The sequence below is a fragment of the Clostridium algidicarnis DSM 15099 genome, from assembly GCF_002934235.1.
In the GTDB taxonomy this organism is placed as follows: Bacteria; Bacillota; Clostridia; order Clostridiales; family Clostridiaceae; genus Clostridium_L; species Clostridium_L algidicarnis.
Window position 1 is genome coordinate 44385 of record NZ_PTIS01000003.1, and the last position, 25798, is coordinate 70182.

The 25798-nt window shown below is 28.2% G+C and carries 23 protein-coding genes; 20 read left to right on the top strand and 3 right to left on the bottom strand.

Annotated features, from left to right (window positions below; all coding sequences use genetic code 11):
• Window positions 1–108: 108 nt before the first annotated feature.
• A complete protein-coding gene (locus BD821_RS03510) occupies window positions 109–1233 on the bottom strand; it encodes a glycosyltransferase family 4 protein (RefSeq protein ID WP_104409344.1) in 1125 nt (374 codons plus the stop codon).
• A 211-nt stretch (window positions 1234–1444) separates the two neighbouring features.
• On the opposite strand from BD821_RS03510, the gene BD821_RS03515 reads away from it, so the two are divergent.
• From BD821_RS03515 to BD821_RS03525, 3 genes are read left to right on the top strand one after another with little or no spacing between them, the layout of a single operon-like run.
• On the top strand, window positions 1445–2467 hold the full coding sequence (locus BD821_RS03515) for a CotS family spore coat protein (RefSeq protein ID WP_308165772.1): 1023 nt from the start codon (window positions 1445–1447) through the stop codon (window positions 2465–2467).
• Between the two features lie 3 nt (window positions 2468–2470).
• Entirely contained in the window at window positions 2471–3226 is a 756-nt protein-coding gene (locus BD821_RS03520; protein ID WP_104409346.1) for a protein kinase family protein, read from the top strand.
• 46 nt (window positions 3227–3272) lie between these two features.
• Window positions 3273–4328, top strand: coding sequence for a CotS family spore coat protein (locus BD821_RS03525; protein WP_104409347.1), 1056 nt, complete (start codon window positions 3273–3275; stop codon window positions 4326–4328).
• A 26-nt stretch (window positions 4329–4354) separates the two neighbouring features.
• Here the strand turns inward: BD821_RS03525 and BD821_RS03530 are convergent, their stop codons facing one another.
• Window positions 4355–5476, bottom strand: a complete 1122-nt coding sequence (locus BD821_RS03530; protein WP_104409348.1) for a glycosyltransferase family 4 protein — start codon at window positions 5474–5476, stop codon at window positions 4355–4357.
• A 109-nt stretch (window positions 5477–5585) separates the two neighbouring features.
• Here BD821_RS03530 and BD821_RS03535 point away from each other — a divergent pair, with 109 nt between their 5' ends.
• From BD821_RS03535 to spoIIR, 12 genes are all read left to right on the top strand, one after another.
• Window positions 5586–6587, top strand: coding sequence for a CotS family spore coat protein (locus tag BD821_RS03535; RefSeq protein WP_104409349.1), 1002 nt, complete (start codon window positions 5586–5588; stop codon window positions 6585–6587).
• A gap of 262 nt (window positions 6588–6849) precedes the next feature.
• The gene (gene yabG, locus BD821_RS03540; protein WP_104409350.1) at window positions 6850–7710 is read left to right on the top strand and encodes a sporulation peptidase YabG; all 861 of its coding nucleotides are present in this window, start codon (window positions 6850–6852) and stop codon (window positions 7708–7710) included.
• 343 nt (window positions 7711–8053) lie between these two features.
• A complete protein-coding gene (locus BD821_RS03545) occupies window positions 8054–8290 on the top strand; it encodes a Veg family protein (RefSeq protein ID WP_029452691.1) in 237 nt (78 codons plus the stop codon).
• Window positions 8291–8656: 366 nt separating this feature from the next.
• Complete coding sequence (locus BD821_RS03550) at window positions 8657–10225, top strand: DUF3794 and LysM peptidoglycan-binding domain-containing protein (RefSeq protein ID WP_104409351.1); 1569 nt, start codon at window positions 8657–8659, stop codon at window positions 10223–10225.
• 237 nt (window positions 10226–10462) lie between these two features.
• Window positions 10463–11293, top strand: a complete 831-nt coding sequence (locus tag BD821_RS03555) for a cyanophycinase (RefSeq protein WP_029452693.1) — start codon at window positions 10463–10465, stop codon at window positions 11291–11293.
• Window positions 11280–13907: a cyanophycin synthetase gene (cphA, locus tag BD821_RS03560; protein WP_104409352.1), complete on the top strand. Its 2628-nt coding sequence runs from the start codon at window positions 11280–11282 to the stop codon at window positions 13905–13907. Before BD821_RS03555 ends, cphA begins: the two co-directional genes overlap by 14 nt.
• A 199-nt stretch (window positions 13908–14106) precedes the next feature.
• Window positions 14107–14949 carry a 4-(cytidine 5'-diphospho)-2-C-methyl-D-erythritol kinase gene (gene ispE, locus BD821_RS03565; protein WP_104409353.1) on the top strand — a complete coding sequence of 281 codons (843 nt, stop codon included), beginning with the start codon at window positions 14107–14109 and terminating at the stop codon, window positions 14947–14949.
• 285 nt (window positions 14950–15234) lie between these two features.
• A complete protein-coding gene (locus BD821_RS03570; RefSeq protein ID WP_104409354.1) occupies window positions 15235–15429 on the top strand; it encodes a CLC_0170 family protein in 195 nt (64 codons plus the stop codon).
• A gap of 14 nt (window positions 15430–15443) precedes the next feature.
• Entirely contained in the window at window positions 15444–16925 is a 1482-nt protein-coding gene (locus tag BD821_RS03575; protein WP_104409355.1) for a spore germination protein, read from the top strand.
• 2 nt (window positions 16926–16927) lie between these two features.
• Window positions 16928–18028 (top strand): GerAB/ArcD/ProY family transporter, encoded by a 1101-nt coding sequence (locus BD821_RS03580; RefSeq protein WP_104409356.1) that lies wholly within the window; start codon window positions 16928–16930, stop codon window positions 18026–18028.
• Window positions 18025–19191: a Ger(x)C family spore germination protein gene (locus BD821_RS03585; RefSeq protein WP_104409357.1), complete on the top strand. Its 1167-nt coding sequence runs from the start codon at window positions 18025–18027 to the stop codon at window positions 19189–19191. The genes BD821_RS03580 and BD821_RS03585 overlap by 4 nt, the downstream gene beginning before the upstream one ends.
• A 137-nt stretch (window positions 19192–19328) precedes the next feature.
• Entirely contained in the window at window positions 19329–19979 is a 651-nt protein-coding gene (gene spoIIR / locus BD821_RS03590; RefSeq protein ID WP_104409358.1) for a stage II sporulation protein R, read from the top strand.
• Between the two features lie 42 nt (window positions 19980–20021).
• Here spoIIR and BD821_RS03595 read toward each other — a convergent pair whose 3' ends face one another.
• Window positions 20022–21134 (bottom strand): MGDG synthase family glycosyltransferase, encoded by a 1113-nt coding sequence (locus tag BD821_RS03595; protein ID WP_104409359.1) that lies wholly within the window; start codon window positions 21132–21134, stop codon window positions 20022–20024.
• 190 nt (window positions 21135–21324) lie between these two features.
• On the opposite strand from BD821_RS03595, the gene ypeB reads away from it, so the two are divergent.
• From ypeB to BD821_RS03620, 5 genes are all read left to right on the top strand, one after another.
• Window positions 21325–22704, top strand: coding sequence for a germination protein YpeB (gene ypeB / locus BD821_RS03600; protein ID WP_104409360.1), 1380 nt, complete (start codon window positions 21325–21327; stop codon window positions 22702–22704).
• Between the two features lie 345 nt (window positions 22705–23049).
• Window positions 23050–24033, top strand: a complete 984-nt coding sequence (locus tag BD821_RS03605) for a DUF814 domain-containing protein (protein ID WP_104409361.1) — start codon at window positions 23050–23052, stop codon at window positions 24031–24033.
• Window positions 24034–24052: 19 nt separating this feature from the next.
• A complete protein-coding gene (locus BD821_RS03610) occupies window positions 24053–24466 on the top strand; it encodes a YwiB family protein (RefSeq protein ID WP_029452704.1) in 414 nt (137 codons plus the stop codon).
• A gap of 259 nt (window positions 24467–24725) precedes the next feature.
• Complete coding sequence (locus tag BD821_RS03615; protein ID WP_029452705.1) at window positions 24726–25031, top strand: hypothetical protein; 306 nt, start codon at window positions 24726–24728, stop codon at window positions 25029–25031.
• Between the two features lie 204 nt (window positions 25032–25235).
• Entirely contained in the window at window positions 25236–25580 is a 345-nt protein-coding gene (locus BD821_RS03620) for a hypothetical protein (RefSeq protein ID WP_104409362.1), read from the top strand.
• The last annotated feature ends 218 nt before the right edge of the window (window positions 25581–25798 follow it).

The window sequence follows — 25798 nt, forward strand, 5'->3', positions numbered from 1 at the left end:
ATAGTAGATATTTGGAAAGTTTAAATTTATTTAAGATAATAAAAAATGCAGTGGACAACTTTGGATGATGTATATAATTCATCCGTATTGTCCATTTTTAAATTACTGCTATATACATGAATTTGCAACTTTGGTATAAGCATCTAAGGTATTTTTACTAGTTATCTCCCATGAAAAATCTAAAGATCTTGAAAGAGCCTTTTTTGAAAGATTAATTTTAAAATCTTCATTAGAAAGAACTTTAAATAAAGCTTCTGATATGTTGATTGATTTTTTAGGATCTATTAAGTAACCAGCATCTTTTACTACCTCAGGAATAGAGGTTGTATTAGAAGAGATTAAAGGACATCCACAGCTCATAGCCTCTAAGGGTGGTAGTCCAAAGCCTTCATAAAGAGAAGGGTAAACAAAGCACTCACAACTATTGTAGAATATAGGTAGCATCTCTTCAGCTACAAAGCCTAAAAAGTGTATTTTTGATTTTATATTTATCTCTTCAGCAAAGTTTAAAAGAAGAGAGCCCTCATCTTTTAATGAGCCTAAGATAACTAATTCATACTCATCATTTAAATCCTTATACATATCTTTAAAGGCTTTTATTAGGCCACGAACATTTTTTCTAGGACTAAATCCACCTAAGTATAAAATAAATTTTTTATCTATGCCAAAGGATTTTAGAATTATTTCTTTGCATTTAGCTTTATCTAAAGGTTTATATTTTTTATCGGCAGCTAAAGGGGTTACAAAAATCCTGTCAGGGTCCATAGGAAAAAATTTTAGTATATCTTGTTTTGACCATTCGGACACTGTTATTATACTCTCACAACTATCTATTACTTCAGGCATTTCCCTAAGAAATTTAGTTAAATATCCCTTACCTACAGTTTCAGGCATTATATAAGGTATTAGATCATGTATAGTAACTAAGGTCTTACAAGGATAATTTTTATTAAGACCTATACCATTTTGGGGTATATGATATAAATCTATATTTTTCTTTTCTAAATCTTTCGGAAAATAAGATAAATTAAAAAAGCTATTATGTTTTTTCGAACATAGTATTAAATCCGTATTACTCTTTTCGTATAGTTCATAATCTTTTCCATACCAATATATATTATAGAAGTTTTCTTTATCTAAATTTAATAAATTACTCAAAACATTTTCTGTATAGGTACCAATGCCAGTTCCACGGTACCAGTTAACGCCTCTGGCATCTATAGCAAATCTCATATAACCACTCCTACATATCTCTTTATATTAATAATATTAAATAGAAGCCACTTTGGTGAATGTTAATATCTACACTATTTAAAAATAGGTATAAAAATCATTTACTTTAAAGTCATATATAAGATATAAACTTAATTCAACTTAGTGCAGTTTATCACATTGCAATATAGAAATTCATATACTAAAAAAGAGAAACATTGATTTTGGAGGAGTGGTTTTGGAAGAGGAATATATAAAGCAGAAAATAAAAGAAGAATATGGGATCAACGTTGTTTATATAAAGAAGATAAAAAACATCTATAAATTGAAAGATGAAAGAGGCATGTTTTATGCTTTAAAGATAATAAAATATGAATTTGCTCATTTTCTTTTTATTATGTCTGCAATAAATCATTTATATAAAAATGAATTTTTGTCAGTAGTACCTTTTATAAATACAAAAGAAGGAAGTAAATATATAAGCCTTAAGGATAACTATGCCTATCTAAATCCTTGGATAATAGGGCGTGAAAGCAATTATGACAACCCTATAGAATTATCTTTGGTAACTAAAAAGTTAGCAGAGCTTCATGAAAAAAGCCAAGGATTTATTGTAGACAACAAAATGAAGCCACGTATTTATTGGTTTAAGTGGTTTGAAACTTTTGAAACTAGGATAAATGAGATATTAGGTTTCAAAAAGATTATAGAAGGAAAAGAAAATAAAAGTAATTTTGACAGTAAATATTTATCTATCCTAGAAGAAGAAGTAGAAATAGCAAAGCAATCTATATATTATTTAGGGAAAAGTAATTACTTAGAAAAGATGACAAAGGAAATAGATAAACATGGATTTTGTCATCACGACATAGCAAATCATAATATAATAATTAATTCTAAAGATGAATTATCTATTATAGATTTTGATTATTGTATATTAGACACTCATCTTCATGATTTAAGTAGCATTTTAATAAGAACTATGAAAAATGGAAGATGGGATTTATCTAAAGCTTTATTTATATTAGATAGATACAATGAAGTTTATGCGTTAGAACAAACGGATTTACCTATAATGGCAGCTTTTATTGAATTTCCACAGGATTATTGGCAGCTTGGAATACAGTATTATTTAGAAAAACAACCTTGGAAAGAAGAAATATTTCTAAGAAAGTTAAATAAGATAGTAGAGGATAGAGAATTAAAAGAAGATTTTATAAAAGAATTTAGAACACAAAGGTATAAAGGAGGGTAGTGTATGAGTTTGTTTTGTTATAGTGAATTTTATGATTATATTTATAAAAAGGACATAATTATAATTAACTGCAATTCATTTAATGTTAAAAAGAAAATTACTATGAAGGATGCAAAAAGGCAGCTAGATATATTATGTGAACTACATGAAAAGATAAAGGGGTACGAAGGGAGTGCAGGGTTTACACTTCCAAATAACATAGGTAAATTAGTAGAAAACTGTAAGGTGGAAATTAAAAAGAATAATAGGTTTATTCGTTATTTAGAAAATCAAGGAGCTAACAATGGATTTGAAACTCTCTTACTTAAGATTGGTGATGAACACATAAGTAGAGCTGAAAAATCAATAGAATGCATATATAAATCTAACTATATGGATATTATCTACAGAAGTATGAAAAGCGGAGAAATATGTGTAGTAAATAGCAGCGAAGATAATTTAAGAAAGGTTGAAAAAATTGAAATAGCAAAAGGTAAAAAGTTTTGCTATGAAATATTAGAAATAGATGCTATAAATTATTTTAATAAACTTAAAAGAAAAAACAGTGATATTGATATTGAAGGGCTAATAGATTATTTTTGCACTATAGAAGGCTTAGATGAAAATAGCAACAATTTTATAAGGGCTATGATATCTTATCCCTTTGAATTTATGAAATGTGTAAATAGATATAAGAGAAGTAAAAAACCTTGGACTTTAGAAAAATATGAAGAAAAGTTATTAAAGTCTATAGAGAAAGATAGTCAAAGTTATATATAGATACAAGAATATTATTTGTGAATTAATACTAAAAGGAGGTACCTTTTTGGAAAGATTAAGGTATAGAGAAAAGCAAGATTTAGTTACCTACTCTTTAAGTACAAAGCTATTTAATCAATATGATTTAAAGATTTATGATTTGGTTCCATTAAGAAGTGTATTTGTTCTTTATACAGATAAAGGCGAGAAAATATTAAAAAAGATAAAATATGATGAGAATCGAATAAAATTTATTGAAGAATCATTAAATTATATTTCTAAAACCTTTGATAGAGTGATGAAGTTTTATAAAAATAAAAAAGGCGATATTTATACATTTTGGGAAGGCGAATATTACTGTATAATGGATGTGCTAGAAGGGAGAGAATGCCAATTTTCTAATCCATTAGAACTTAGTATAACCTCTAGGTCATTAGGACAACTTCATAAAAGCAGCCTAGGCTTTACAAATTACTGCAAAGAGAAAGGTAATAGTGAATTAGTTAAATTAAATTCTAATGTAGGAAAAACCATAGAAGATTTTAAAAAGGCATTAAATAATACTAAAGAATTTAAAAGAAGAGTTTCAAATTTAAAATATAAAAATGATTTTGATAATATATTTATGATGAACGTAGATAGGCATTTATATCAAATGGAAAAGAGTATAGAAATCTTAGAACATAGTGATTTTAATCTCTTAGTAAAAGAAGAGGATAAAATTGTAATATGCCATAAGGATTTAGCTTATCATAATATAATTATTAAAGAGGATCAGGCTTATTTTATTGATTTCGATTATTCTATGATAGACCTTAGAGTAGTGGATTTATGCAATTTAATAAATAAAGCAATTAAAAGCTTTGTATTTGACTTCACTAGGGCAGAAGATGTACTTTATGATTATAAAAGTGAAAACTTTCTAGAAACAAATGAAATAGGCGTACTTTACGGGTTGCTTTACTTCCCAGAAGATTTTTATTCTATTACAAATAATTATTATAACAAGGTTAAAAGTTGGGATGAGGGCGTATTTATAGATAAAATAAAAAAGAAATGTGAGTACTTTCATTATAGAGAAGAATTTTTAAATTCTTTTAAAAATAAAGTATTTTGTGGATAAATAAAAATCAGCTTTAAAGCTGATTTTTATTTGCATATATTTTCATAAGCCAAGAGAGTTTCTTTAGCTGTGCTTTCCCAATTAAACATTGAGTTTCGTTTAAGACCCCTTACTATTAAATCTTCCTTTAAATCTTCATTAGTAAGTAGGGTGTTCATAGCATTGTACAAGTCAAATCCATTTCTTGGATCTATTAAAAGAGCGCTATCCCCTAAAATTTCAGGTATGGAAGTAAGATTAGAGGCGATTACTGGGGAACCACAAGCCATGGCCTCTAGTGGAGGAAGACCAAAACCTTCGTAAAGAGAAGGGTATACAAAAAACTCACAAGAATTATAAAACCAAGGTAAATGTTCTAGTGGTATAAATCCTGGAAAAACAACCTTATCTTCAATACCTAATTCTAAAGCTTTATTTTTATATATTTCATAGGACAATCCCTTATTTCCTCCTATTATTAATTTTAGATTAGGATTATTAGTTTTAATTACTTTATGAAAAGCTTCTAAAAGACCTATTATATTTTTTCTAGGGCTAAATCCACCAATATAAAGAATAAAATCACCTTTAATATTGTAAAAATGTTCAATATTATTTTTACAAAGATCTTTATTTAAAGGTTTATAAATATCTTCACTAGCTAAGGGGGTAACATAAATTTTATCTTTTGGAAAGTTAAATGCTTTTGAAATATCTTCTTTAGAGAATTCAGATACAGTTATAATTCCATCACAAAGTGACACAATAGACTTCATTTCTTCGTTAAATATTTTTAGGTACCTTTCACCTACAGTTTCAGGCATTCTTAAAGGTATAACATCATGAAGGGTTATAACAAATTTACAATTTTTTTTCTTTGGCATACCAACTCCATTTTGTGGAATGTGATATATATCAGCATTAACATCATCTAATATATTTGGAATGTTAACTTGATTCCAAAACCCTTTTTCTGCTTTATCTTTAATTTCATTTATTTTTAAATTAGGATTTAAATTTATAGAAAACTTATTGGTTTCAGGCATAAAAATAGTATACTCATTAATATCATCTATGTTCTTTAGAGAATTTATTAACTGATAAGTATAGGTGCCTATACCTGTTCCACGATACCATTTAGCAGCTCTACCATCAATGCAAATTTTCATAGGAAAAATTTCCTTTCAACATGATTTCATAGTTCATTATATTAGTAACAATAAAAAGTGTTAATAATTGAGAGGACACTTTCATATAAATTATATGGGGGTGATAACTTTGATGAGAGAATTTGAAATAGAAAGGCAATTCGATATAAAAATCGAGAGTATTAAACCAAACAAAGGAGTGTATTATCTAAAGACTGACAAGGGAGAGCGATGTTTAAAAAAAATAAATTATGGTGTGCAAAAGTTATTATTTGTTTATGGAGCTAAAGAACATCTAATTTTAAATGGATTTAATAATGTGGACAGGTATTTTTTAAACATAGAGGAACAACCCTTTGCAGTAGTTAACGAGGATCTTTATACTTTGTCTGAATGGATAAATGGTAGGGAGTGTAACTTTAAAGATAAAAATGATGTTGCTCTAGCAGCTGAAAAGCTAGCTTATATGCATAGGGCAACAAAGGGATATGAACCACCAGAAAATAGTAAATTAAAAAGTGATCTTGAAAGATGGCCACATTTAATGGATAAAAGAATTAAATCTTTAGATAAGATGAGAACCATGGGGCGGAAAAGAGGGACTAAAGGTTCTTTTGATTTGAATTATGTAAAATCACTTCAATTCTACAAAGATTTAGGGAAAAGAGCAACTAAGGTATTAACAGATTCGAATTATATAGATATTTGCAGAAGTACTGAAGAAGAAAAGAGTTTTTGTCATCATGATTATACTTACCACAACATAATCATAGCTGATGAATCTGTAAATATTATAGATTTTGATTACTGTAAAAGAGAAGTTAGAGCATATGATATAGCTAATTTTATCACAAAGGTTTTAAAAAGGGTGGATTGGGATATAGAATATGCAAAGATTATTATTGATAATTATAATAAGGTAGATTCATTAAGAGAAGAAGAATATAAAGTTATATTTGCATTTTTGTTATTTCCGCAAAGATTTTGGAGGCTATCTAATAGATATTATTATAATGAGGTTAATTGGGCTCAAAATACCTTTGGGAATAAACTTGAAAATTTAATAAGTGAGCAAGAAATATATATGAAATTTATAGAAGAGTTCAAAGAGCTTTATAATCAAGTTGAATAGTAATTATATTAAGAGGTAACAATGAAATCTTTTAGGGAAGATTATGTATTGTATAATATTTAAAGAACTCTGTATTTATAATCAGGCTATAACATTTAATTTAATGCTATAGATGAAAATAAATACAGAGTTTAATTCTTGAAATTTAATAATGAATTTTAAAAATATTTATTTAAATAAGTATTTTTATAGCATATGATAGTGTCATTAAATAATATCCTTCATATTATAAAAGTAAAGTTAAAAATGAGGGAGAGAATATATGGAGATTGGCGATAGTGTTGTAAGAAAATCCTACGGAAAAGATATTACATTTAAAATTATAGATATTAAAGAGGGGTTAGAGGGGTTAACATATATATTAAAGGGAATAAATTTAAGGATAATTGCAGACTCTCCAGTAGAAGATTTAGAAGTGGTTAGAGCAGATTATAGTGGCGAAACAGATAGAGTATTTAACAGAGAGGTTAATAGTAGAATAAAGAATATAATGGCTAGCAGATTTAATTTAAGAAGAGGTTATAGAGTATCAAAGACAGTTCCTTCTAAAGAATTAGTATTCGGAAGACCAGGTAAAATACTTCATATAGACGGAGATGCTGAGTATCTTGAAAATTGTCTTAAGGTTTATAAGCAACTTTCCTTAGAAGCTGTTGGTGAAATAGTAAAAGAAAGTGATCAACCAAAGAAGATATTAGAAATAGTTAAAGCTGTAAAACCAGATATTATAGTACTTACAGGTCATGATGGAATAATAAAAGATGCAAAGGATTATCTTGACTTAGAAAATTATAGAAATTCAAAGTATTTTGTGGAAGCTGTATCTGAACTTAGAAATTATAACTCAAGTTATGATGAGTTAGTGATTTTTGCAGGAGCTTGTCAATCCTGTTATGAAAAGATATTAGATGCAGGAGCCAATTTTGCAAGTTCCCCTAATAGGGTTTTGATACACTGCTTAGATCCTGTATTTATCTGCGAAAAAATTGCCTATACTAATGTAGATAAGGTTGTGTCTATTCATGAGGTTTTAGATAATACAATTACAGGCATTAAGGGTATAGGAGGACTACAAACTAGGGGCAAGTATAGGGAAGGGTATCCAAAGTCTCAATATATATAACAAAATAAATGCAAATAGGGATTTAATTTTTTGTGCTAATATATAATATTAAGATATTTGGTCTTTTAAAGGTTAATGGGATTTACCTTTAAAAGGCTTTTGTTTCTATGTATTCTTAAATATAACAATCAATATCACTATTTAAGAATATGAAGCAGTGTTTTAGGCAACAATATAGATACAAGGGCTAATTTATATAATTTTTAAAAAAAATATTTTAAAAAATATCATAAAAATTATAAAAAAATATTGACAAAGAGCTTTTATAAGTGATAAAATAATAAGTTTATTTGACAAAAGGCCTATTGTATTATATAATATACATGGGAAAGAGGGTGTTTATATGGAGAAGTTACAAACCTTAGCTCATATAAGAAAAGATATAGAGAAACACATCGGGCACACAGTTACTCTAAAGGCTAATGGTGGGAGAAGGAAGGTTCTTATAAACAAAGGGGTAATAGAAGAAGCTTACCCAAGTATTTTCGTTATAAGGCTCGAAAGTGACACCCAAAGGACGGTGACTTATAGTTATTCAGATGTCTTGACACAAACAGTACAATTAGATTTTGCGATCTAGATGTTTAAATAAAAGATCCTAGCATATTAATATATGCTAGGATCTTTTATATATAAAATTAAAAAAAGAAAGATGGTGGGTTCCATCTTTCAAGTATTGTATAAAAGGGTATTGAGAATTTATGAGAGGTTATATGGTCAATAACCATAATAATAATACGTCAATATTTGCAAAATGTCAATAATCCTTTTTCAAAGTTTAATATGTTTTTGTAAAAGATTTAACTAAAATATAAAAATGAAAAAATGTATTTAAATCAAATAAAAAGGTCTTAGAGAATTTGTATAAATACATTATTAAGATTTAAGTATATTTATTAGAATTAAGTAATATAAATTATAATAGGAATCTTATGGGAGGGATAATATGCAAGATATAGATGTGGTTAGGGAAAGTATACAATATGAACAGCTACTAGGAGAAAATACTAGTGACACAGTATTTAGAGGAGAATATTTAATTCCAGATACTCATCCAGACGTTTTAGAAATATTGACTGTGGATGTAAAACCTGTAATTGTATCTAAGGATATAATGCCGGATAAAATTTACGTAGAAGGTACATTAGAATATACTATACTTTATTTGGCAAATGAAGATGAAGATAGAAGAGGTGTACAAAGCATAAATTATAGCGATAAGTTTTCAAATTACGTAGATATAAATGGGGCAGATCAGAGTATGAATTGCCTTGTGGAATGTGACATAGAACATATGGGAGCATCTATAGTAAATGAAAGAAAAATAGGACTTGAGGGAATAGTAAAAATAAAAGCTGAAGTTTTAAAAGAATATAACTACGATATAATCAAAGATATTGAATCTACAGAAAGTTTGGAAATGTTAAAAGAACCTTATATATTAGATCAGATAATAGATAATGTAGAAAAAGATTTTACCGCTAAATCTGTTATAAATATAGGTATGGATAAGCCACAAATTGGAAATATATTAAAAAAAGATGTAAGTATTTATAAAAAGGATATTAAAATAGTAGATAATGAAGTACATGTAAATGGATTTGTTATAATGAAATGCATTTACAGAGGATTAGACAGTAAAGAAGTTGTATATTTAGAGGATGAAATTTTTATAAAGGAAAGTTTTGAAATAGAGCATATAAGAGATGATATGAGATGCATTGGAGATATAACCTTGTCTGATATCTATATAGACATAAATCATGATGATATAGGTGAAAAAAGGATAATAAACGTAGAGTACTCTTTAAGATCTAATTTTAGAATTATGTCAAAAGAAAATATTCACATGATAGAAGATGCATATAGTCCAAGTGCATTATTAGAAATTGAAAAAGAAAAATATAGTATAAATATACTTCAAGGGATGAATAATAGTGAAGTTATAGTAAAAGAGAATATACAAATAGGCAAGGGAAGACCAAAACCTATTGAAATATTAATGACTACTGGTAATGTGGCTATAACAGAAAAGAAGGTGTTAGAGGATAAGATTTCTATAGAAGGCGTTATAAAAGTAGAAATTTTGTATAGGTCTAAAGAAGATAGAAAGAATATATGTGTAGTTAAGGAGGAATTGTCATTTTCTACAGGTATAGATATTCCAGGTGCTAAAATAGATATGACCTGTATTTCTAAAGCAAATTTGGAAGTATTAGAGTCTTCAATTGAAGCAGATACAATAGCAATAAAATGTGTAGTGTTGGTATTTGGAAGCGCTAGCTATTTAAAAGAAAAAGAGTTTTTAATATCCATAAGCAAACTAGATGATGATGTTCCTGAAAAAAAGGCAAGTATAACAATATATGTAGTTCAACAAGAGGATACGCTTTGGAAGATAGCTAAAAGATATTTTACGACTACAGATGAAATTGTTAAGGTAAATAACATAGAAGATCCTGATTCTATAAATGTTGGAGATAAAATAATAATACCAGGAAGAGCTATTTTGTAACTAAGGGTAATACACATGTGATATATTATATAAAATTATAATCTATATTAAGGACTTTTAAAGTGTTTATAATCTTTAAAAGTCCTATTTTGTTGTTCAAATATTAAATAATATTTAAAAGATGTGTGTGATAGAGAGGATGGTAAAACAACTGTAATAATAAAATGTAAGTAAAAAATGTGCATAATAATTAATATATTGGAAATAATAAAAAATACTGAAATAGAGGTGATTTTTATGGAAGGTATCGATAAAGAAAATCTTATCATTATAGGAGGCGCTGAAGACAAAAAGGGAAACAAAGAAATACTAAGATACGTAAGTTCTATTATTAATAAAAGTAAAGATAAATTGTTGATAGCAACTGTAGCTACAGAAAATCCTAAAGAAGTAGGAGAAAGCTACAATGAATTATTTGTAGATTTGGGTGTTAAAAATGTTGATATATTATATGTAAATAGCAGAAAAGAAGCTACATATAAAAATAATATACAAAAAATGAAAGAAGCTTCTTTAGTATTTTTCACTGGCGGCGATCAATTAAGGATTACTAGTGTGCTAGGAGGAACGCCTCTATATGAAGCCATGAAGGCTGCATACGAGGAAGGCTGTGTATTTGTAGGAACATCTGCTGGAGCATCTGTAATGAGCCACACAATGATAATAGAAGGCAATGATGATGAATCTCCAAGAAAGTGCACATTGAAAATGGCTCCAGGGTTAGGATTCATAAAAGATATTATTATAGATCAGCACTTTGCACAAAGGGGAAGAATAGGAAGACTTCTAGTTGGAATAGCTGAAAATCCAGAGGTTTTAGGTATAGGTATAGATGAAGATACTGCCATAGTTGTAAACAGAAATGGAACATTTAAGGTTATTGGATCTGGTGCTGTATATGTTATAGATGGAAGAAGTATAACTAAAAGCAACGTATCAGAGCAATTTCCAGAAGAACTACTAAGTATTTTTGATGTAAATATGCATGTTTTAAAAAAAGGAAATGGGTTTAATTTAAATAGTAAAGTTCCTTTTGAGGAGGATAGATTAAAAAATGAAGATAATTAGTTATAGAATATTCGAAGGAAGAAATATATATTCTCATAAAAAGTGTATAAGAGTAGACCTTAATCTAGAGGGATATAAGAATATTCCAAGTAAGAATATTTTACAATTTAATGAAAGACTATTATATTTAGTACCAGAATTAAGAAAGCATAGATGTGGAATAGATGAAGAGGGAGGATTTGTTAAAAGATTAGAAGAGGGTACCTATTTGGCTCATATATGTGAGCACATTATAATTGCAATTCATAACACATTGGATATGGATATATGTTATGGAAAAGCTAGAGAAATAAGCGGTGATAAATACTATATTATATTTCAATATATATACCCAAAGACAGCAATTAGTATAGTTAAATTAGCATTAGATATTATTAATTCACTGATCAAAAACAAAAATATCAACATGAAATATAGATTGAAAAATATAAAAGGCATTTTAGATTTAGAAGCAATAGGGCCCAGCACTAAAGCTTTATATGACGCTGCAAAGGAAAAAGGAATACCAATATTAGAATTAGAAGACTCAGGACTATATCAAATGGGATATGGAAGGTATGGAAAGCTAATAAATGCAACAATTGTGGATTCTACAAAATCTATTGGTGTTGATATAGCTTGTGACAAATGGATTACAAAAAGTCTACTTCAAAATCAATATATACCAGTAGCAAAGGGTGCAATAGTTAGTAATTCACTAGGTCTTTTATTTCAAGGAAAAGTTATAGGTTATCCAGTGGTATTAAAACCTAGATTCGGCAATCAAGGTAAAGGCGTAGTTTTAGATATAAAGGATGAAAAAGAATTATTAGAAGCATATAATAGTCTAAAAATAAAATTCGAAGATATCATAATAGAAAAGTATGCTAAAGGAAAAGATTATAGAGTGTGTATGGTTGATAATAAAGTAGTTGCAGTATCTTTAAGAAAACCACCTTATATAATTGGTGATGGAAAAAGGTCTATTAAAGAATTAGTGGATAATCTTAATAGAGATAAAAGACGAGGTAAGGATCATGAGAAGCCTTTAACTAAGGTAAAGATAGATGAAAACTTAATCAGAACTATTGGGGCAAATGGATATAAGTTAAAATCTATCCTAGCATTAAATGAAAGATTAGAGCTCCTTAAAAATGCTAATCTATCCACAGGAGGATATGCTATAGATTGTACGGATATAATATGCGAAGAAAACATAAGTTTATGCACTAGAATATCTAAGACTATAGGGCTTGATGTTTGTGGAATAGACATATGTTGCAATGATATATCTATTCCATTACAAAAAGAGGGCATAGTTATGGAGGTCAATGCAGCCCCTGGTATAAGAATGCATCTTTATCCTGATGAAGGTAAGAAGAGGGATGTGGCATCTAATATTGTAGATATGCTGTTTGAAAATTCTCCTACTAGTATACCAGTAATATCTATAACGGGAACGAATGGAAAGACTACAACTACAAGACTAGTAAGTCATACACTATCTTTAATAGGATATAAAGTTGGTATGACTACTACAGGCGGGATATATATCGATAATAATTGCATAGAAACTGGTGATACTACAGGATTTGAAAGTGCAAGGACAGTTATAATGAATAAAGAAATTGATATAGCTGTACTGGAAACTGCAAGAGGAGGCATAATACGAAAAGGCCTTGCCTATGATCTAGCAGACGTAGGGGTTATAACAAATATAAGAGAAGATCATTTAGGCCTAGACGGGGTAAATAATATTGGTGATTTGGTCCAAGTAAAATCTTTGGTGGTTGAAGCGGTAAAAGATAATGGATATTCAGTTTTAAATGCTGACGATGACCAAAGCTTAAATGTTATCAATAAGGCTAGAGGTAATCTAATATTATTTTCTAAAGACAAAGAAAATAAATATCTTAAGGAAAACATTAAAAAAGGTGGCTATGGTGTATATATATATGATAATGCTATTTATGTAGAAAAGGGGAAAAAGATATTTCACATCGCTGAAGTAAAAGATATTCCAATAACATTACAAGGCAACTTAGACTATAATATTGAAAATGCTTTAGCAGCTGTAGCAACTTTAGTAGGACTTAAAATAGATTACTGCATGATAAGTAAGGGTATTAAATCGTTTAAAAGTGATGAAAATAATAATCCCGGCAGGTTTAATATGTATGAAGTAAATGGAGTAACTGTAGTACTGGATTATGGTCATAATTTAGACGGATATAAGGCAGTGGTAGCTGGTTTAAAAAAGATGAAATACAGTAAATTAATAGGGGTTATTGGACTGCCAGGGGATAGGTCAGATGAATGTATACTTGAACTTGGAAAGTTTTCAGCAGAAAACTTTCACCATATATATATAAAGGAGGATAAAGATAAACGGGGAAGAAAAAAAGGAGAAGTTGCAAAAATACTTTATAAAGGAGCTATTTCTTCTTGCAAAAGCAATAAAGACGTAGAAATAATATTAGAGGAAGAAAAGGCACTTCAAAAAGCTATAGATAATGCTAATAATGGAGATTTAATTATGGCTTTCTTTGAAGATTATATATGTCTTAGAGATTTAATTAAAAAGAATCAAATTTTAATAGAAGAAAAACTAAATAAAACTGAAAAAGTAATATAGAAAAATGTTTTGAGTATAGATTATTTTAATGTGAGCCTCTTTATTAATTGATAAAGAGGCTTATAATAATATTGATTTTTAATGTCTTCACCTTTTACATCTTTACAATAGAGACTAATAAATTATAATATAGGTATATATATATTGATATTATAATAAATTAGTAATCTAATTATTAAAATTGTTTTGGAGGGACCACATGGAGATTAAAGCTCATGGAAAAATAAACATTGCTCTAGATGTAATAGGTAAAAGAGAAGATGGATATCATACATTAAAAATGATAATGCAAACTATTGATATTTATGATGTAATAAATATAGATATTATAGAAAAAGGTATAGAGATAAGGTGCAATAAAAGTTACGTACCCATAGATAATAGAAATATAGCTTATAAGGCTGCAGAAGAATTTATAAAAAGATATAACATAAGAAAAGGCGTATTTATAGATATAAAGAAAAATATACCTGTATCAGCAGGACTTGCAGGGGGAAGTACTAATGCTGCGGCAGTATTAAATTTGATGAATAGGTTATTTGAGATTAACGCACCTTTAAAGGATTTAAGGGAAATTGCTTTAAAACTTGGTGCAGATGTTCCATATTGCCTAACTGGAGGCACTGCACTATGTGAAGGCATAGGAGAAAAGATAACAAATCTCCCGTCTTTTAAGAATCATATTTTAGTTTTAGTTAAGCCTCCATTTGGAGTATCTACGAGAGATGTGTATACAAGCCTTAAAGTAGATAAAATTTATAAACATCCAAATATAGATGCCATAATTGATTCCATGAAGAAAGATGATCTAAAATCTGTATGTTGGAATATGAAAAATGTTTTAGAAAATGTAACATTGAAAAAGCACAGAATTATTGGAGAAATAAAAACATCTATGATTGAAATGGATGCAATAGGTTCATTAATGAGTGGTAGTGGACCAACGGTATTTGGATTGTTTGAAGATATGCTAAAAGCACAAAGATGCTATGATTACATGAAAAAAAAGTATCCTGAGACCTATATAACTAGAACTATATAAAAATAAAAATTTTAATTTAATTAATAGAAAGTATTAATTTAATTAAATACAGCTTGTGGCCTCTTAAGTAGATATATTAAGGCAGTACCTTATATAAAATACTTAAGAGGCTATTTTATATTACCTAAAAATAAATTAATATATTGAACTATTTAAAAGTAATATATTTAAGCTATTTTCAACATAAAGAAAATGTATACTTTAGTATTTAAGGATAATACTAATAGGGTAATAAGGTTTTTTAATTTATACTTTAATATAAAAGATAAAATGAGGTGCTTATAGATGAAAAATGTTTTTGATTTATATTTTGTGGTTTTAACAGTGATATCCTCCTTATATGTTTTATATTGGGATAAAGAGTATTTTCTTAAGAAAGATGATGATAAGTTATATAAAAAGTACAAATTTATACCTTTATTTATGATAGTTATTTCAATTGGCTTATTTACAACTTTTAAAATAATAAAATTTGATTAAAGGTGGTAGTTTTATTGAGAAGAATTTTAAAAGGGAACGTAAACAAAGATTTGAATAAAAATATTACATATATAAAAGATATATTACAAAAGAATTCTGACCTAGTTTTCAGGGAGTTTTTATGTGGAGACCTTAAGTGTTGGATTATATACATAGATGGCTTAGCAGATAAACAACTATTAAACGATTATGTTATTGAAAGCTTGATGCTAGAATCTAGTCATATAACTAAAAGTGAAGAGATAAAGGAAAGGATTTTAACGGTTTCAGACCTGAAAGAAGAAACCGATATGAATAAATGTATAGATTCCATACTTTCAGGAGATACAGTTTTATTTATTGAAGGATTAAGCGATTGTTACATATTGGCAACCAGGGCATGGCCAAATAGAGGTGTAGGCGAACCTGCCAATGAAACGTCAGTACGTGGATCAAGAGAAGGATTCACTGAAACCATAAGATTTAATACGGCTTTAGTAAGAAGGCGAATTAGAGACAAAGGTCTTAAAACTGTACCAAAAAGTATAGGGGTTAGATCTAAAACAGATGTAGTAATAATGTACATAGAGGATATAGTTAACTATGACGCATTGAATGAACTTATGGAAAGGCTGTCAGATATAAACATAGATAGCATTTTAGATAGTGGTCAATTAGAACAACTAATTGAAGATGATCAGTGGAGTTTATTTCCTCAAATTCAATTAACAGAAAGACCTGATGTAGTTTCATCTTCATTACTTGAAGGTAGAATTGCTATCTTAATAGATAATTCTCCTTTTGTGTTATTAGTTCCAACGATATTTGCCAATTTCTTTCAATCTCCAGAGGATTATTATCAAAGATGGATGTACTCTTCAAGTGTAAGAATGATAAGAATGCTAGCCATATTTATATCCATGCTAGCCACACCGTTGTATGTAGCAATTACGTCTTACCATACATCTATAATTCCTACTAGACTTGCATACTCTATAGCGGCATCAAGAGAAGGTGTTCCATTTCCAGCCTTTATAGAAGCAATAATAATGGAGATAAGTCTAGCTTTACTTATGGAAGCTATTATAAGGCTACCTAGACCTATAGGAGCCACCATAGGTATAGTAGGAGGACTTGTTATAGGTCAGTCTGCTGTAAGTGCGGGTGTAGTTAGCCCAATTATGATAATAATAGTAGCAATAACTGCAACAACAAGCTTTACCACAACTAATTATGAGATATCCTTTGCATTTAGAATTATAAGATTTGCGTTTATTATAATGGCATCTACATTAGGACTTTATGGTATAGCACTTGGATGTATGGTGACTTTAGCACATTTAACTAAGCTAGAGAGCTTTGGAATATCGTATTTGTCTCCTATTGTAAATTTAGATAAAGGTGATATAAAAGACACTATTGTAAAATACCCGATGAGATACTTTACAAAAAGACCTCAGTATATGAAAACAGGAGATAAAGTAAGACAAAATAATAAGGGGAATATAGGGAGGTAGTCATGGATTCTAATAAAAAAATAAGGTCATATGGATTATTCTCCACGCTGGTTTGTACAGTAATAGGTGTAGGTATTTTCTCATATCCGAGAGAATTAGCCGAAAATGTTAATAATGAAGGGTGGATCATTAGTATTTTATCAGGAGGAGTTTATATGGTCATAGCATATATGATCTATAAGATATGTAAGCTTAATGAATTTAAGGAATTTCAAGAAGTAGCTAAAGGGAATATGGGCATAGTATTTGGTACTTTAATTTTAATGTTTTATTCAGCTTATATGCTAATTCTATCCTCCACACAAATGAGGAATTTTGTTGAAGTTATGAAAAAGTATATGTTAGAAAAAACGCCTACAGAATTTTTATTACTAGTTACCATAATAACAGGAGCATATATAGTAAGGGGTGGAATAAATAACCTAGTAAGATTTAATGAAATATCATTTTTAATAATGTTTATTCCCTGTATTTTCATATTTTTAATTTTACTAAAGAATAGTGATTTTACTAATATGCTTCCCGTATTTCAACAAAAGCCTTTTGATTATATAAAAGCTTTGTTACAATCTCTGGTTTCTTTTGCTGGAATAGAGATGATGTTTTTATTACTTCCATTGGCAGAAAATAAGATTTCTGCAAAAAAGTCAGTTCTTAAAGCAGTGGGATTTACTACAATATTTTATACGTTAATAAATATATTTTGCTTAGCTATATTATCTAAAGAACAAACAAAGAGAATATTATGGCCAACTATTACAATGGTTACATCCATAGACTTTCCAGGACTTTTTGTAGAACGGTGGGAAGGTGTTATCATGGGTCTTTGGATATTGTTTTATTTTACAACGTTTGTAAATCTTTATTATTTTAGCTGTTATATTATAAGTGATGTATTTAAATTAAAGGATATAAAATTAAGTGTTTTAATAACTACACCATTCATATATATAATTGCTATATTCCCAGGGAGTGTGTATACCTTAAATACTTTTATTATGAGCGTACTTAGAATATTGATATTTACAAGCATGTTATTATTTCCTTTATTGTTTTACATTGTTACAACTATAAAAATAAGAAGAAAGGAGAGCAATAAGTGAGAAAGATAGGTATTGTAGCGATAATTATAATATGTTTATGTACTACAGGATGCTGGGATCAAGTAGAGATAGATAGAAGGATATTAGTATCATTAATAGGCATAGATGCAGGAAAGGATATTTCAAGAGAGAAGGAAGATGAAGTAGTCAATGAATCTTCTATGCTAGATCTTGAAAAGTTAAAAGTATCTTATTCATTTCCTAATATTGCAGACTTTTCACCAAGTAAGCCTACTATTCAAGGGGATATCTATTTTACGGCAAATACATACTCCATGGAAGGTGCTTTAAAGGAGGTTTGTGATTTTAGTAGTAGGAGTATTTATCTAGAACATGTTAGGGTAATATTAATAAGTAAAGATATCCTAGCTTATCCTCATACAATGGTAGAAATCTTAGATTATTTCGAAAGACAGCCTAAGATTAATAGGAGGGCTTATGTTATTGTTACAGAGGGAGATCCTGAAGAGTTTATAAAGGTAGTTCCCCCTATAGATAAGCATACTCAAATTAATATAACAGGTATTATGGAGAATAACGCAAGAAATGGATTTATGAAGCTAGTTACACTAAGCGAACTATTGATTAGTTTAGAAAAAAATAATAGTGGTATAATACCATTTATGAAAATAGATAAAGAAAAGAAAGAATTTCTTTTAGATGGATCTACTGTGATTAAAGATTATGCTTTTAAAGGAAATTTAGATATAAATGAAACATTAAGTTTAAGCATACTAAATGGAAAGTTAAAAAGTGGTGTTAAGTCAGTAATTCAAGAGGGGCACCCTATAGATTTTGAAATTTATGGTTCAAAGAGAAGGACTAAAGCATATATAAAGGACCAAGAATTAAATGTGGATATAAATATAAGTTTAGAAGGAGTAATAAAGTCAGCTTATTTAGGTAAAGAGGATTTTAATAAAGACTCATTAAAAGAACTTGAAGATAAAATTAGTAGATGCATGGAATATGATTGTAAAAAGGTATTAGATTATTTACAAAAAGAACTTAATGTAGATGCTATAGGAGTAAATGAATATATAGAAAAGTTTCAACCTAAGATATGGAAGGATATTAAAGATGATCCTGAAGAGGCATTTTCTAAAGCTAAAATAAATATAAAAATAGATACATCAATAAGACGTGCAGGTATTACAAAATAACTTATGTTTCAAAGTGCTCTTTAAATTGGTAAAAGATTAAATCACACTTGGAAACATTTATATTTTGTTGCAATTAATTATATTATGTGAATATTAATAGTTTTTATGGCAATAATTAATTGTAAAGGAGTGAGGGTGTGAAAAAGTATTTGGTGTCAATAATTATATTAATTTCAATGGTTACAGCTTTTGCATTTTCTGGACAAGAGTTAAATAAGTTTAATAATTCAGATAGTGAATTGATAAAAGATAAGATGATTAGATTTCATGTAATAGCTAATAGTGATTCTATTGAAGATCAAGATATAAAGTTAAAGGTAAGAGATAAAGTTTTAGAATATATTTATCCTAAGTTAGAGGGAGCTTCTGAAATAGATAAGTCTAGAGAAATATTAAAAGAAAATGATAAAGAAATAAAAGATATAGCATTAAAGGTGTTACAAGAAAATAACTATGATTATAAAGTAGAAAGTACATTATCTAATGAAATGTTTCCAGTGAAAAGTTATGGTGATATAACTTTGCCTCAGGGAGAATATGAAGCCTATAGAATAATTTTAGGAGATGGAAAGGGGCAAAATTGGTGGTGTGTAATGTTTCCACCCTTATGCTTTGTAGATATCACAAAGGGTGAAGTTTCTAGCGAGGATACAGAAGAAATAATGAAAAAGAATTTAAGTGAAAAAGAATATGACATTGTAAAAAGAAAAGATAAAAGTAATATTATATTTAAATCTAAAATTGGGGAAGTCGTAAAAGATATAAAAACTAAACAAAACAAAAGATAGAAATAAAAGAAGCTAAGTTAAACATTAAATTAGCTTCTTTTTTTATTTAACCATATCTTCCATAAGAGAAATTATATCTTTACCACCATTAGGTTTTGCAAAGGCTTTACAATTAGTTTTCATAGTATTAAGTTTATAAGGATCTTTTATAAGTTCTTGTATTTTAAATTTACAATCTGTACCTGTACCTAAATCTATAGCTAAATCATGTTTAAGTAAAAACTCTGCATTCTTTTCTTCTTGACCAGGTATAGCAGAAAAGATAGCAAGTGGCAAATTAGATATAAGTGCTTCTGAAATTGTTAAGCCACCTGGTTTTGTAATAAGAAGATCAGCACATTTCATAAAGTTATTAATATCATCACTGAATCCAATTATTTTGGTTGGCTTATTAGAAATCATAACTGCTTTTTTTAGAGAATTTAATAATTTTTTGTTATTACCAGCTATAGCTATTATTTGAAAGTCAATAGGTATCTCTGATATTTGTTCATATACTTCTAATATTTTTCCCATTCCAAGACTTCCGCCCATTAGTAATAATGTGAATTTATTTGGATCAAGGTCTAAATCTAAAAGGATTTTATTTCGATTTTCATGGTGTAAAAAGTCTGGATGCACAGGGATGCCTAATGAAAAAATTTTATTACTATCAACCCCTCTTAAAGCCATCTGTTTTCCCATTTCCTCTGTAGCTACTACATAAGCATCTACATCGGGATGAATCCAAGAATTATGAGGAGCATAGTCAGTCATTATAGTTATATTTGGTTTATTTAATTTGTTCTTAGCTTTTAATACAGATAACATACCTGTGGAGAAGGGATGGGTAGATATTATTAAATCTGGATCAAATTTATTTATAAGCGTCAATACTTTGATTGACATAAGGGTATTAAACCTTTCACTTATAGTAGTTAATCCTCCATCATTTTCTGTATGATTATAAAGCAGTCCAAATATAGATGGATAAATTCTTATACTCTTTAGGTAACTTCCAATTATAAGTTTATCCAAAAGTGGATTGATATATTTTATTGTATCTATTATTTTTACTTCTGAATTAGGTATATTTAATTCAGTATGTGTTTTTATAGCTTCAGCAGCATTTATATGACCGCCACCAGCTGAGACAGATAAAATCAATAGTTTCATTAATGTTCACACCTTCAGTATCTTACGTTTTGTTTAAATTCTATTTATAAGTATACAATACTTTTAAAAATCAGGGTATATAAAATAATAATTTATGATAGATTTAAATATATATTACTATGATTATAATATAAAGGAATAATAGTCGCAAATAACACAAATACTACCACCATATAGGAGGTAGAAATTTATGAATAAAAAAGACGATATATCAAAAAAGAGAATCATATACACCTTGATAGCTACTTTAATAGTAGTATTTTCAAGTACATTTGCAATACTTATGACTTTAGAAAGGACTGATTATAGAAATTATCTTCAAGGTCAATATAGTAAAAATATTTATGAACTTTTAACTGCAGTGGATAATATACAAGATAATCTTTCAAAATCTGCTGTAGTAGATGATAAAAATCAGAGAATGCTCATATTTGAGGAGATCTTTAGATATTCCACTATGGCATCGGATAGACTACACTCATTGCCTATACCCCAAGAAAGAGTCAATGAGACAAGTAAATTTTTAATTCAGGTTGGAGATTTTTGCTATACTCTTGTAAGGAATTCTGTAAGCGGCGAAGAAATTACAGAAGAACAATTAATTGCTATTGATGATCTTTCAGATCAATCTTATGAGTTAAGAGAAAATCTAAATGGATTATTACAAGAAATAAATGAAGGAAAAGTAAAGTGGGGGGAAATAAGAAAGAAGGCTACAGGGGTTCTGCCAAAAAGTGAGGAAGACGTTGTAGGAGAAAAGTTTCAAAATATACAAAAGCAAGTAGCGCAATATCCTGCATTGATTTATGATGGCCCTTTTTCAGAAAATATACTGGAGGTAGAACCAAAAGTAAATGAAGAAGCAGAAGTTTCTATAGAAGAGGCAAAGGATCTTCTAAAGAAGGCTTTGGCAAATAGAGATATAAAAGATATAAAAGAAAAAAATAGTGAAAGCAATACTAAAATAGAATCTTATGGATTCAATGTAACAGTAAATGGAAGAGATGAAAAAGAAAATATAGTCTGCGATATATCTAAAAGAGGAGGAAAGGTTATTTATATTATGGATAATAAAGCATTAAATAAGCCAAATATAGATTTAGAAAAGTCTATAGAAATAGGGAAAGAGTATTTAGAATCTTTAGGATATGAGAATATGAAGCCTACATATACATTAAAATATGAAGACAATGTAACGATTAACTATGTGTTTACTATTGATGATATACTAGTTTATACAGATCAAATAAAACTTAAGATTGCCTTAGATGATGGAGATATAATAGGTATGGAAGCTGATAAATATTTAGTATCTCACACTAAAAGTCGTGAAATTCCAACAATTAATATTAATGCTGATGAAGGAAAGAAAAATATAGGCAAACGTTTAGAATTAAAAGATATAAAGCTCGTAATAGTTCCAGGGGAAATGAATAAAGAAAAGTTGTGTTATGAATACAGTGGAACTTATAGAGATGATGAGTATAAAGTATATGTAGATGCAGTTTCTGGAAACTTTGAAAGAATAATTAAGATAATCAATACAGCTAATGGAAAGCTTGCAATATAATCTAAGCAAATTTTATATACAATAGTTAAATTTAAGGGCTTATCACTTAAAATATCTTGATATAATTATAAAATTTAGCTAAACTATACGATATACGATATATATTTATCCGATGGCTACCATCCGTAACACCCCTATCCTCTTCAAGGTGGGGAGATGATGGCTGCTACGCCACTGGATAAGTTTTTCTAAGACTCAGATGGAGATGTATTCCTTATAATCAAATTCCACCTGAGTCTAAGAATCACTTGATGTTTACCCCTTTACATTTAGTATAAGGGATAAACAATATTAAATGTTATATAATAGTTTAATTAGATTTTTAAACTTTTAAGGAGTGAGGTTATGACAATAGCTTTAGCTATGATATCTGGAGGCTTAGACAGTATATTAGCGGCTAAGATAATTAAAGAACAAAGAATCGATGTTATAGGAGTTTGTTTTAAATCATATTTTTTCGATGAGTCAAAGGCTAAAGATATGTGTAAAATCATAGGTATACCCCTAGTGGTTGTGGATTTTTCTAAGGAACATTTTAATATGTTAAAAAATCCTAAACATGGTTATGGTAAAAATATGAATCCCTGCATAGATTGTCATGCAATGATGATGAAGTATACAGGTGAGTTATTAGATAAGTATAAAGCAGATTTTATTATAACAGGTGAGGTTTTAAATCAAAGACCTATGTCTCAAAATAAAAGATCTTTGGATATTGTTAAGAAAGAATCCGGGTTTAGCAATAAGATATTAAGACCATTATGTGCATTAAATTTAGAACCTACAGATATGGAAAAGGAAGGCTTAGTTAATAGGGAAGATTTGCTTGATATATCTGGAAGGTCGAGAACGAGGCAGATGGAACTTGCAGAAGTATTTGGAATAAAGGATTATCCATCTCCAGCGGGAGGATGTAAACTTACAGAACCTAATTATTCAAAAAGATTAAAAGATTTATTAAAATATAATGATGATCCTGATAATAAAGATATAGGCCTTTTAAGATATGGAAGACATTTTAGGATAGGTAATAGTAAGGTAATTGTATCTAGAACTAGAGATGAAGCTATATGTATGAAAAAGTTACTTAAAGAAGAAGACTTTTTATTTTTCCCAAAGGATTATGCTGGGTCTATGGTAATTTTAACAGGAGATAAAACTAATGAAGCAATAGAATTTGCAGCAAATATTTCTTTGAGGTATAGTAAAGGAAATAGTGAAGAAAAAATTACTGTAAAGTATGGAAAGCATAAAACAATTGCAAATAAATATATTAACGCTATTAATATAAATGATGAAAATATTAATGAATATAGTATTAATATTTAAATCAAAGTGAGGGATAAATATGAAAAAAAAGGCCATAATTTCGATTTTAAGTCATGAAAAATTAAGTAAGGATGAGGCTATAGAAGTGGTAACACCAGGGGACTTTTACAAAAAGGAAGATGAATATTTTGCAGTATACGATGAAACAGAAATAAGCGGAATGGAAGGAACTACAACAACTCTTAAAATTTCTAAAGAAAAACTTTCACTGTTAAGGGAAGGCACAACTAATGCAGAAATGCACTTTGATAAAAATAAGCAGTGCACAACATTATACAATACTCCTTATGGTGTTCTAGAGATAAAAATAGATACTGATGATTTAAAAATAGATGTTGGTGATAAAGGTGGAGAAGTTTTTATAAGCTACAATATGATTATAGCAGGTCAAGCTGCACAAAACACGGAACTTAAAATCAAAATAAAATCTTAACTCATGGCTTAAATTAAAGATTAAAACATGGACATGTCATATATAGAATTAAAAATTTTCTAACTAAACTTTGTAGATCCTTTTATAAAAGAAAAAATTCAAAATATAAGTTATAAATAAAAAAAAGATGCATTCTAATTTTAAAAGAATTCGTCTTTTTTTATTTGTAAAATAATATATTTTGTATATAAGAGATTAAATTAATTAATTTTGGGTATAATTTAAGATACCTTACAATAGCTAGTTAGGAGTTGAATATATGGAATATAAAGATCTAAAAAGATACCAATATGAAAAGATAATACAAATTTTATGTCAGTATAACAATATTGATGAAAATGATATTATTCCATTATTAAAAGATAAAGAGTGCAAATATCTACTTTTACTATTACTAAAAAGCAACAAGTGCACAGATGAGATTATATTAGAAGAAATTATGCCTTCTAAGACTAAAACATCTATAAAGTATAACTTTAAAAAAGCAGAAGAAAAGTTATATGTTAATAAGGATTTTAGGGAAAAATATTTTGAAATTCAAAAAATAATAAAAGAAATAATATAAGATATGTGTAAGCATCAACTTTATACATATTAAAATTAATAATAAATTAAAAGTTTTGATTATTATAGAGGAATTAAGGGGTTTGTAGAGAACTTATTTAGTTAGATAGAATGCTGCGCTCTTACTGGTATGTAACTTTTCTCCGTTTGTAGAGAACTTATTTAGTTAGATAGTGGTGAAGAGGTATATGGAGGTGAATCCATTATGTATAATACTGAAGTATCAATAGCATTTAAAAATGCAGATAATACAATTACTAAGATAGATACAAATATCTTTGAATTAAAGCAACTAGATAAGAAATATCTCGATGGGACAATTATAATAAATAAAAATAAGAAATTTTTATGCATAAGTATGAAATGTCCATTTTGTAATAAGCTCCATAGTTACAATTATAAACTTAAAGAAGTTTTGTGTAAGGACTTAATTATAGGAGGTTGCAAAAATAGTGGGAATTTCATATTACTTATAGGAAAAAAAGAAATGGTTTATAGCATTATAAAAGAACGTAGACATATCAATAATCAAATTTATTCTACTATATAGAGATTATTATGAGGGTTTATTAAAAAAAAATTTTTTAAAAAGTTATGTAGCTGTTATAAGTTTAAACTGTTTTAAACTTATAACTTGACGTTGGCGCATATAAGTATATAATTTAATATGAAATATGATTTACATAAAATATAAATAAAATAAATATTAATATCTATATTTATTTTATTATAGGCTAAAACGTATAATCTAATAGCCTATATAATCTT

Bases quoted from the DNA above. Each gene is read 5' to 3' on its own strand.
- BD821_RS03510 (WP_104409344.1), bottom strand. From the start codon at position 1,233: ATGAGATTTGCTATAGATGCCAGAGGCGTTAACTGGTACCGTGGAACT.
- BD821_RS03520 (WP_104409346.1), top strand. From the start codon at position 2,471: ATGAGTTTGTTTTGTTATAGTGAATTTTATGATTATATTTATAAAAAG.
- BD821_RS03530 (WP_104409348.1), bottom strand. From the start codon at position 5,476: ATGAAAATTTGCATTGATGGTAGAGCTGCTAAATGGTATCGTGGAACA.
- yabG (WP_104409350.1), top strand. From the start codon at position 6,850: ATGGAGATTGGCGATAGTGTTGTAAGAAAATCCTACGGAAAAGATATT.
- BD821_RS03545 (WP_029452691.1), top strand. From the start codon at position 8,054: ATGGAGAAGTTACAAACCTTAGCTCATATAAGAAAAGATATAGAGAAA.
- BD821_RS03550 (WP_104409351.1), top strand. From the start codon at position 8,657: ATGCAAGATATAGATGTGGTTAGGGAAAGTATACAATATGAACAGCTA.
- BD821_RS03555 (WP_029452693.1), top strand. From the start codon at position 10,463: ATGGAAGGTATCGATAAAGAAAATCTTATCATTATAGGAGGCGCTGAA.
- cphA (WP_104409352.1), top strand. From the start codon at position 11,280: ATGAAGATAATTAGTTATAGAATATTCGAAGGAAGAAATATATATTCT.
- ispE (WP_104409353.1), top strand. From the start codon at position 14,107: ATGGAGATTAAAGCTCATGGAAAAATAAACATTGCTCTAGATGTAATA.
- BD821_RS03570 (WP_104409354.1), top strand. From the start codon at position 15,235: ATGAAAAATGTTTTTGATTTATATTTTGTGGTTTTAACAGTGATATCC.
- BD821_RS03580 (WP_104409356.1), top strand. From the start codon at position 16,928: ATGGATTCTAATAAAAAAATAAGGTCATATGGATTATTCTCCACGCTG.
- BD821_RS03595 (WP_104409359.1), bottom strand. From the start codon at position 21,134: ATGAAACTATTGATTTTATCTGTCTCAGCTGGTGGCGGTCATATAAAT.
- ypeB (WP_104409360.1), top strand. From the start codon at position 21,325: ATGAATAAAAAAGACGATATATCAAAAAAGAGAATCATATACACCTTG.
- BD821_RS03605 (WP_104409361.1), top strand. From the start codon at position 23,050: ATGACAATAGCTTTAGCTATGATATCTGGAGGCTTAGACAGTATATTA.
- BD821_RS03610 (WP_029452704.1), top strand. From the start codon at position 24,053: ATGAAAAAAAAGGCCATAATTTCGATTTTAAGTCATGAAAAATTAAGT.
- BD821_RS03615 (WP_029452705.1), top strand. From the start codon at position 24,726: ATGGAATATAAAGATCTAAAAAGATACCAATATGAAAAGATAATACAA.
- BD821_RS03620 (WP_104409362.1), top strand. From the start codon at position 25,236: ATGTATAATACTGAAGTATCAATAGCATTTAAAAATGCAGATAATACA.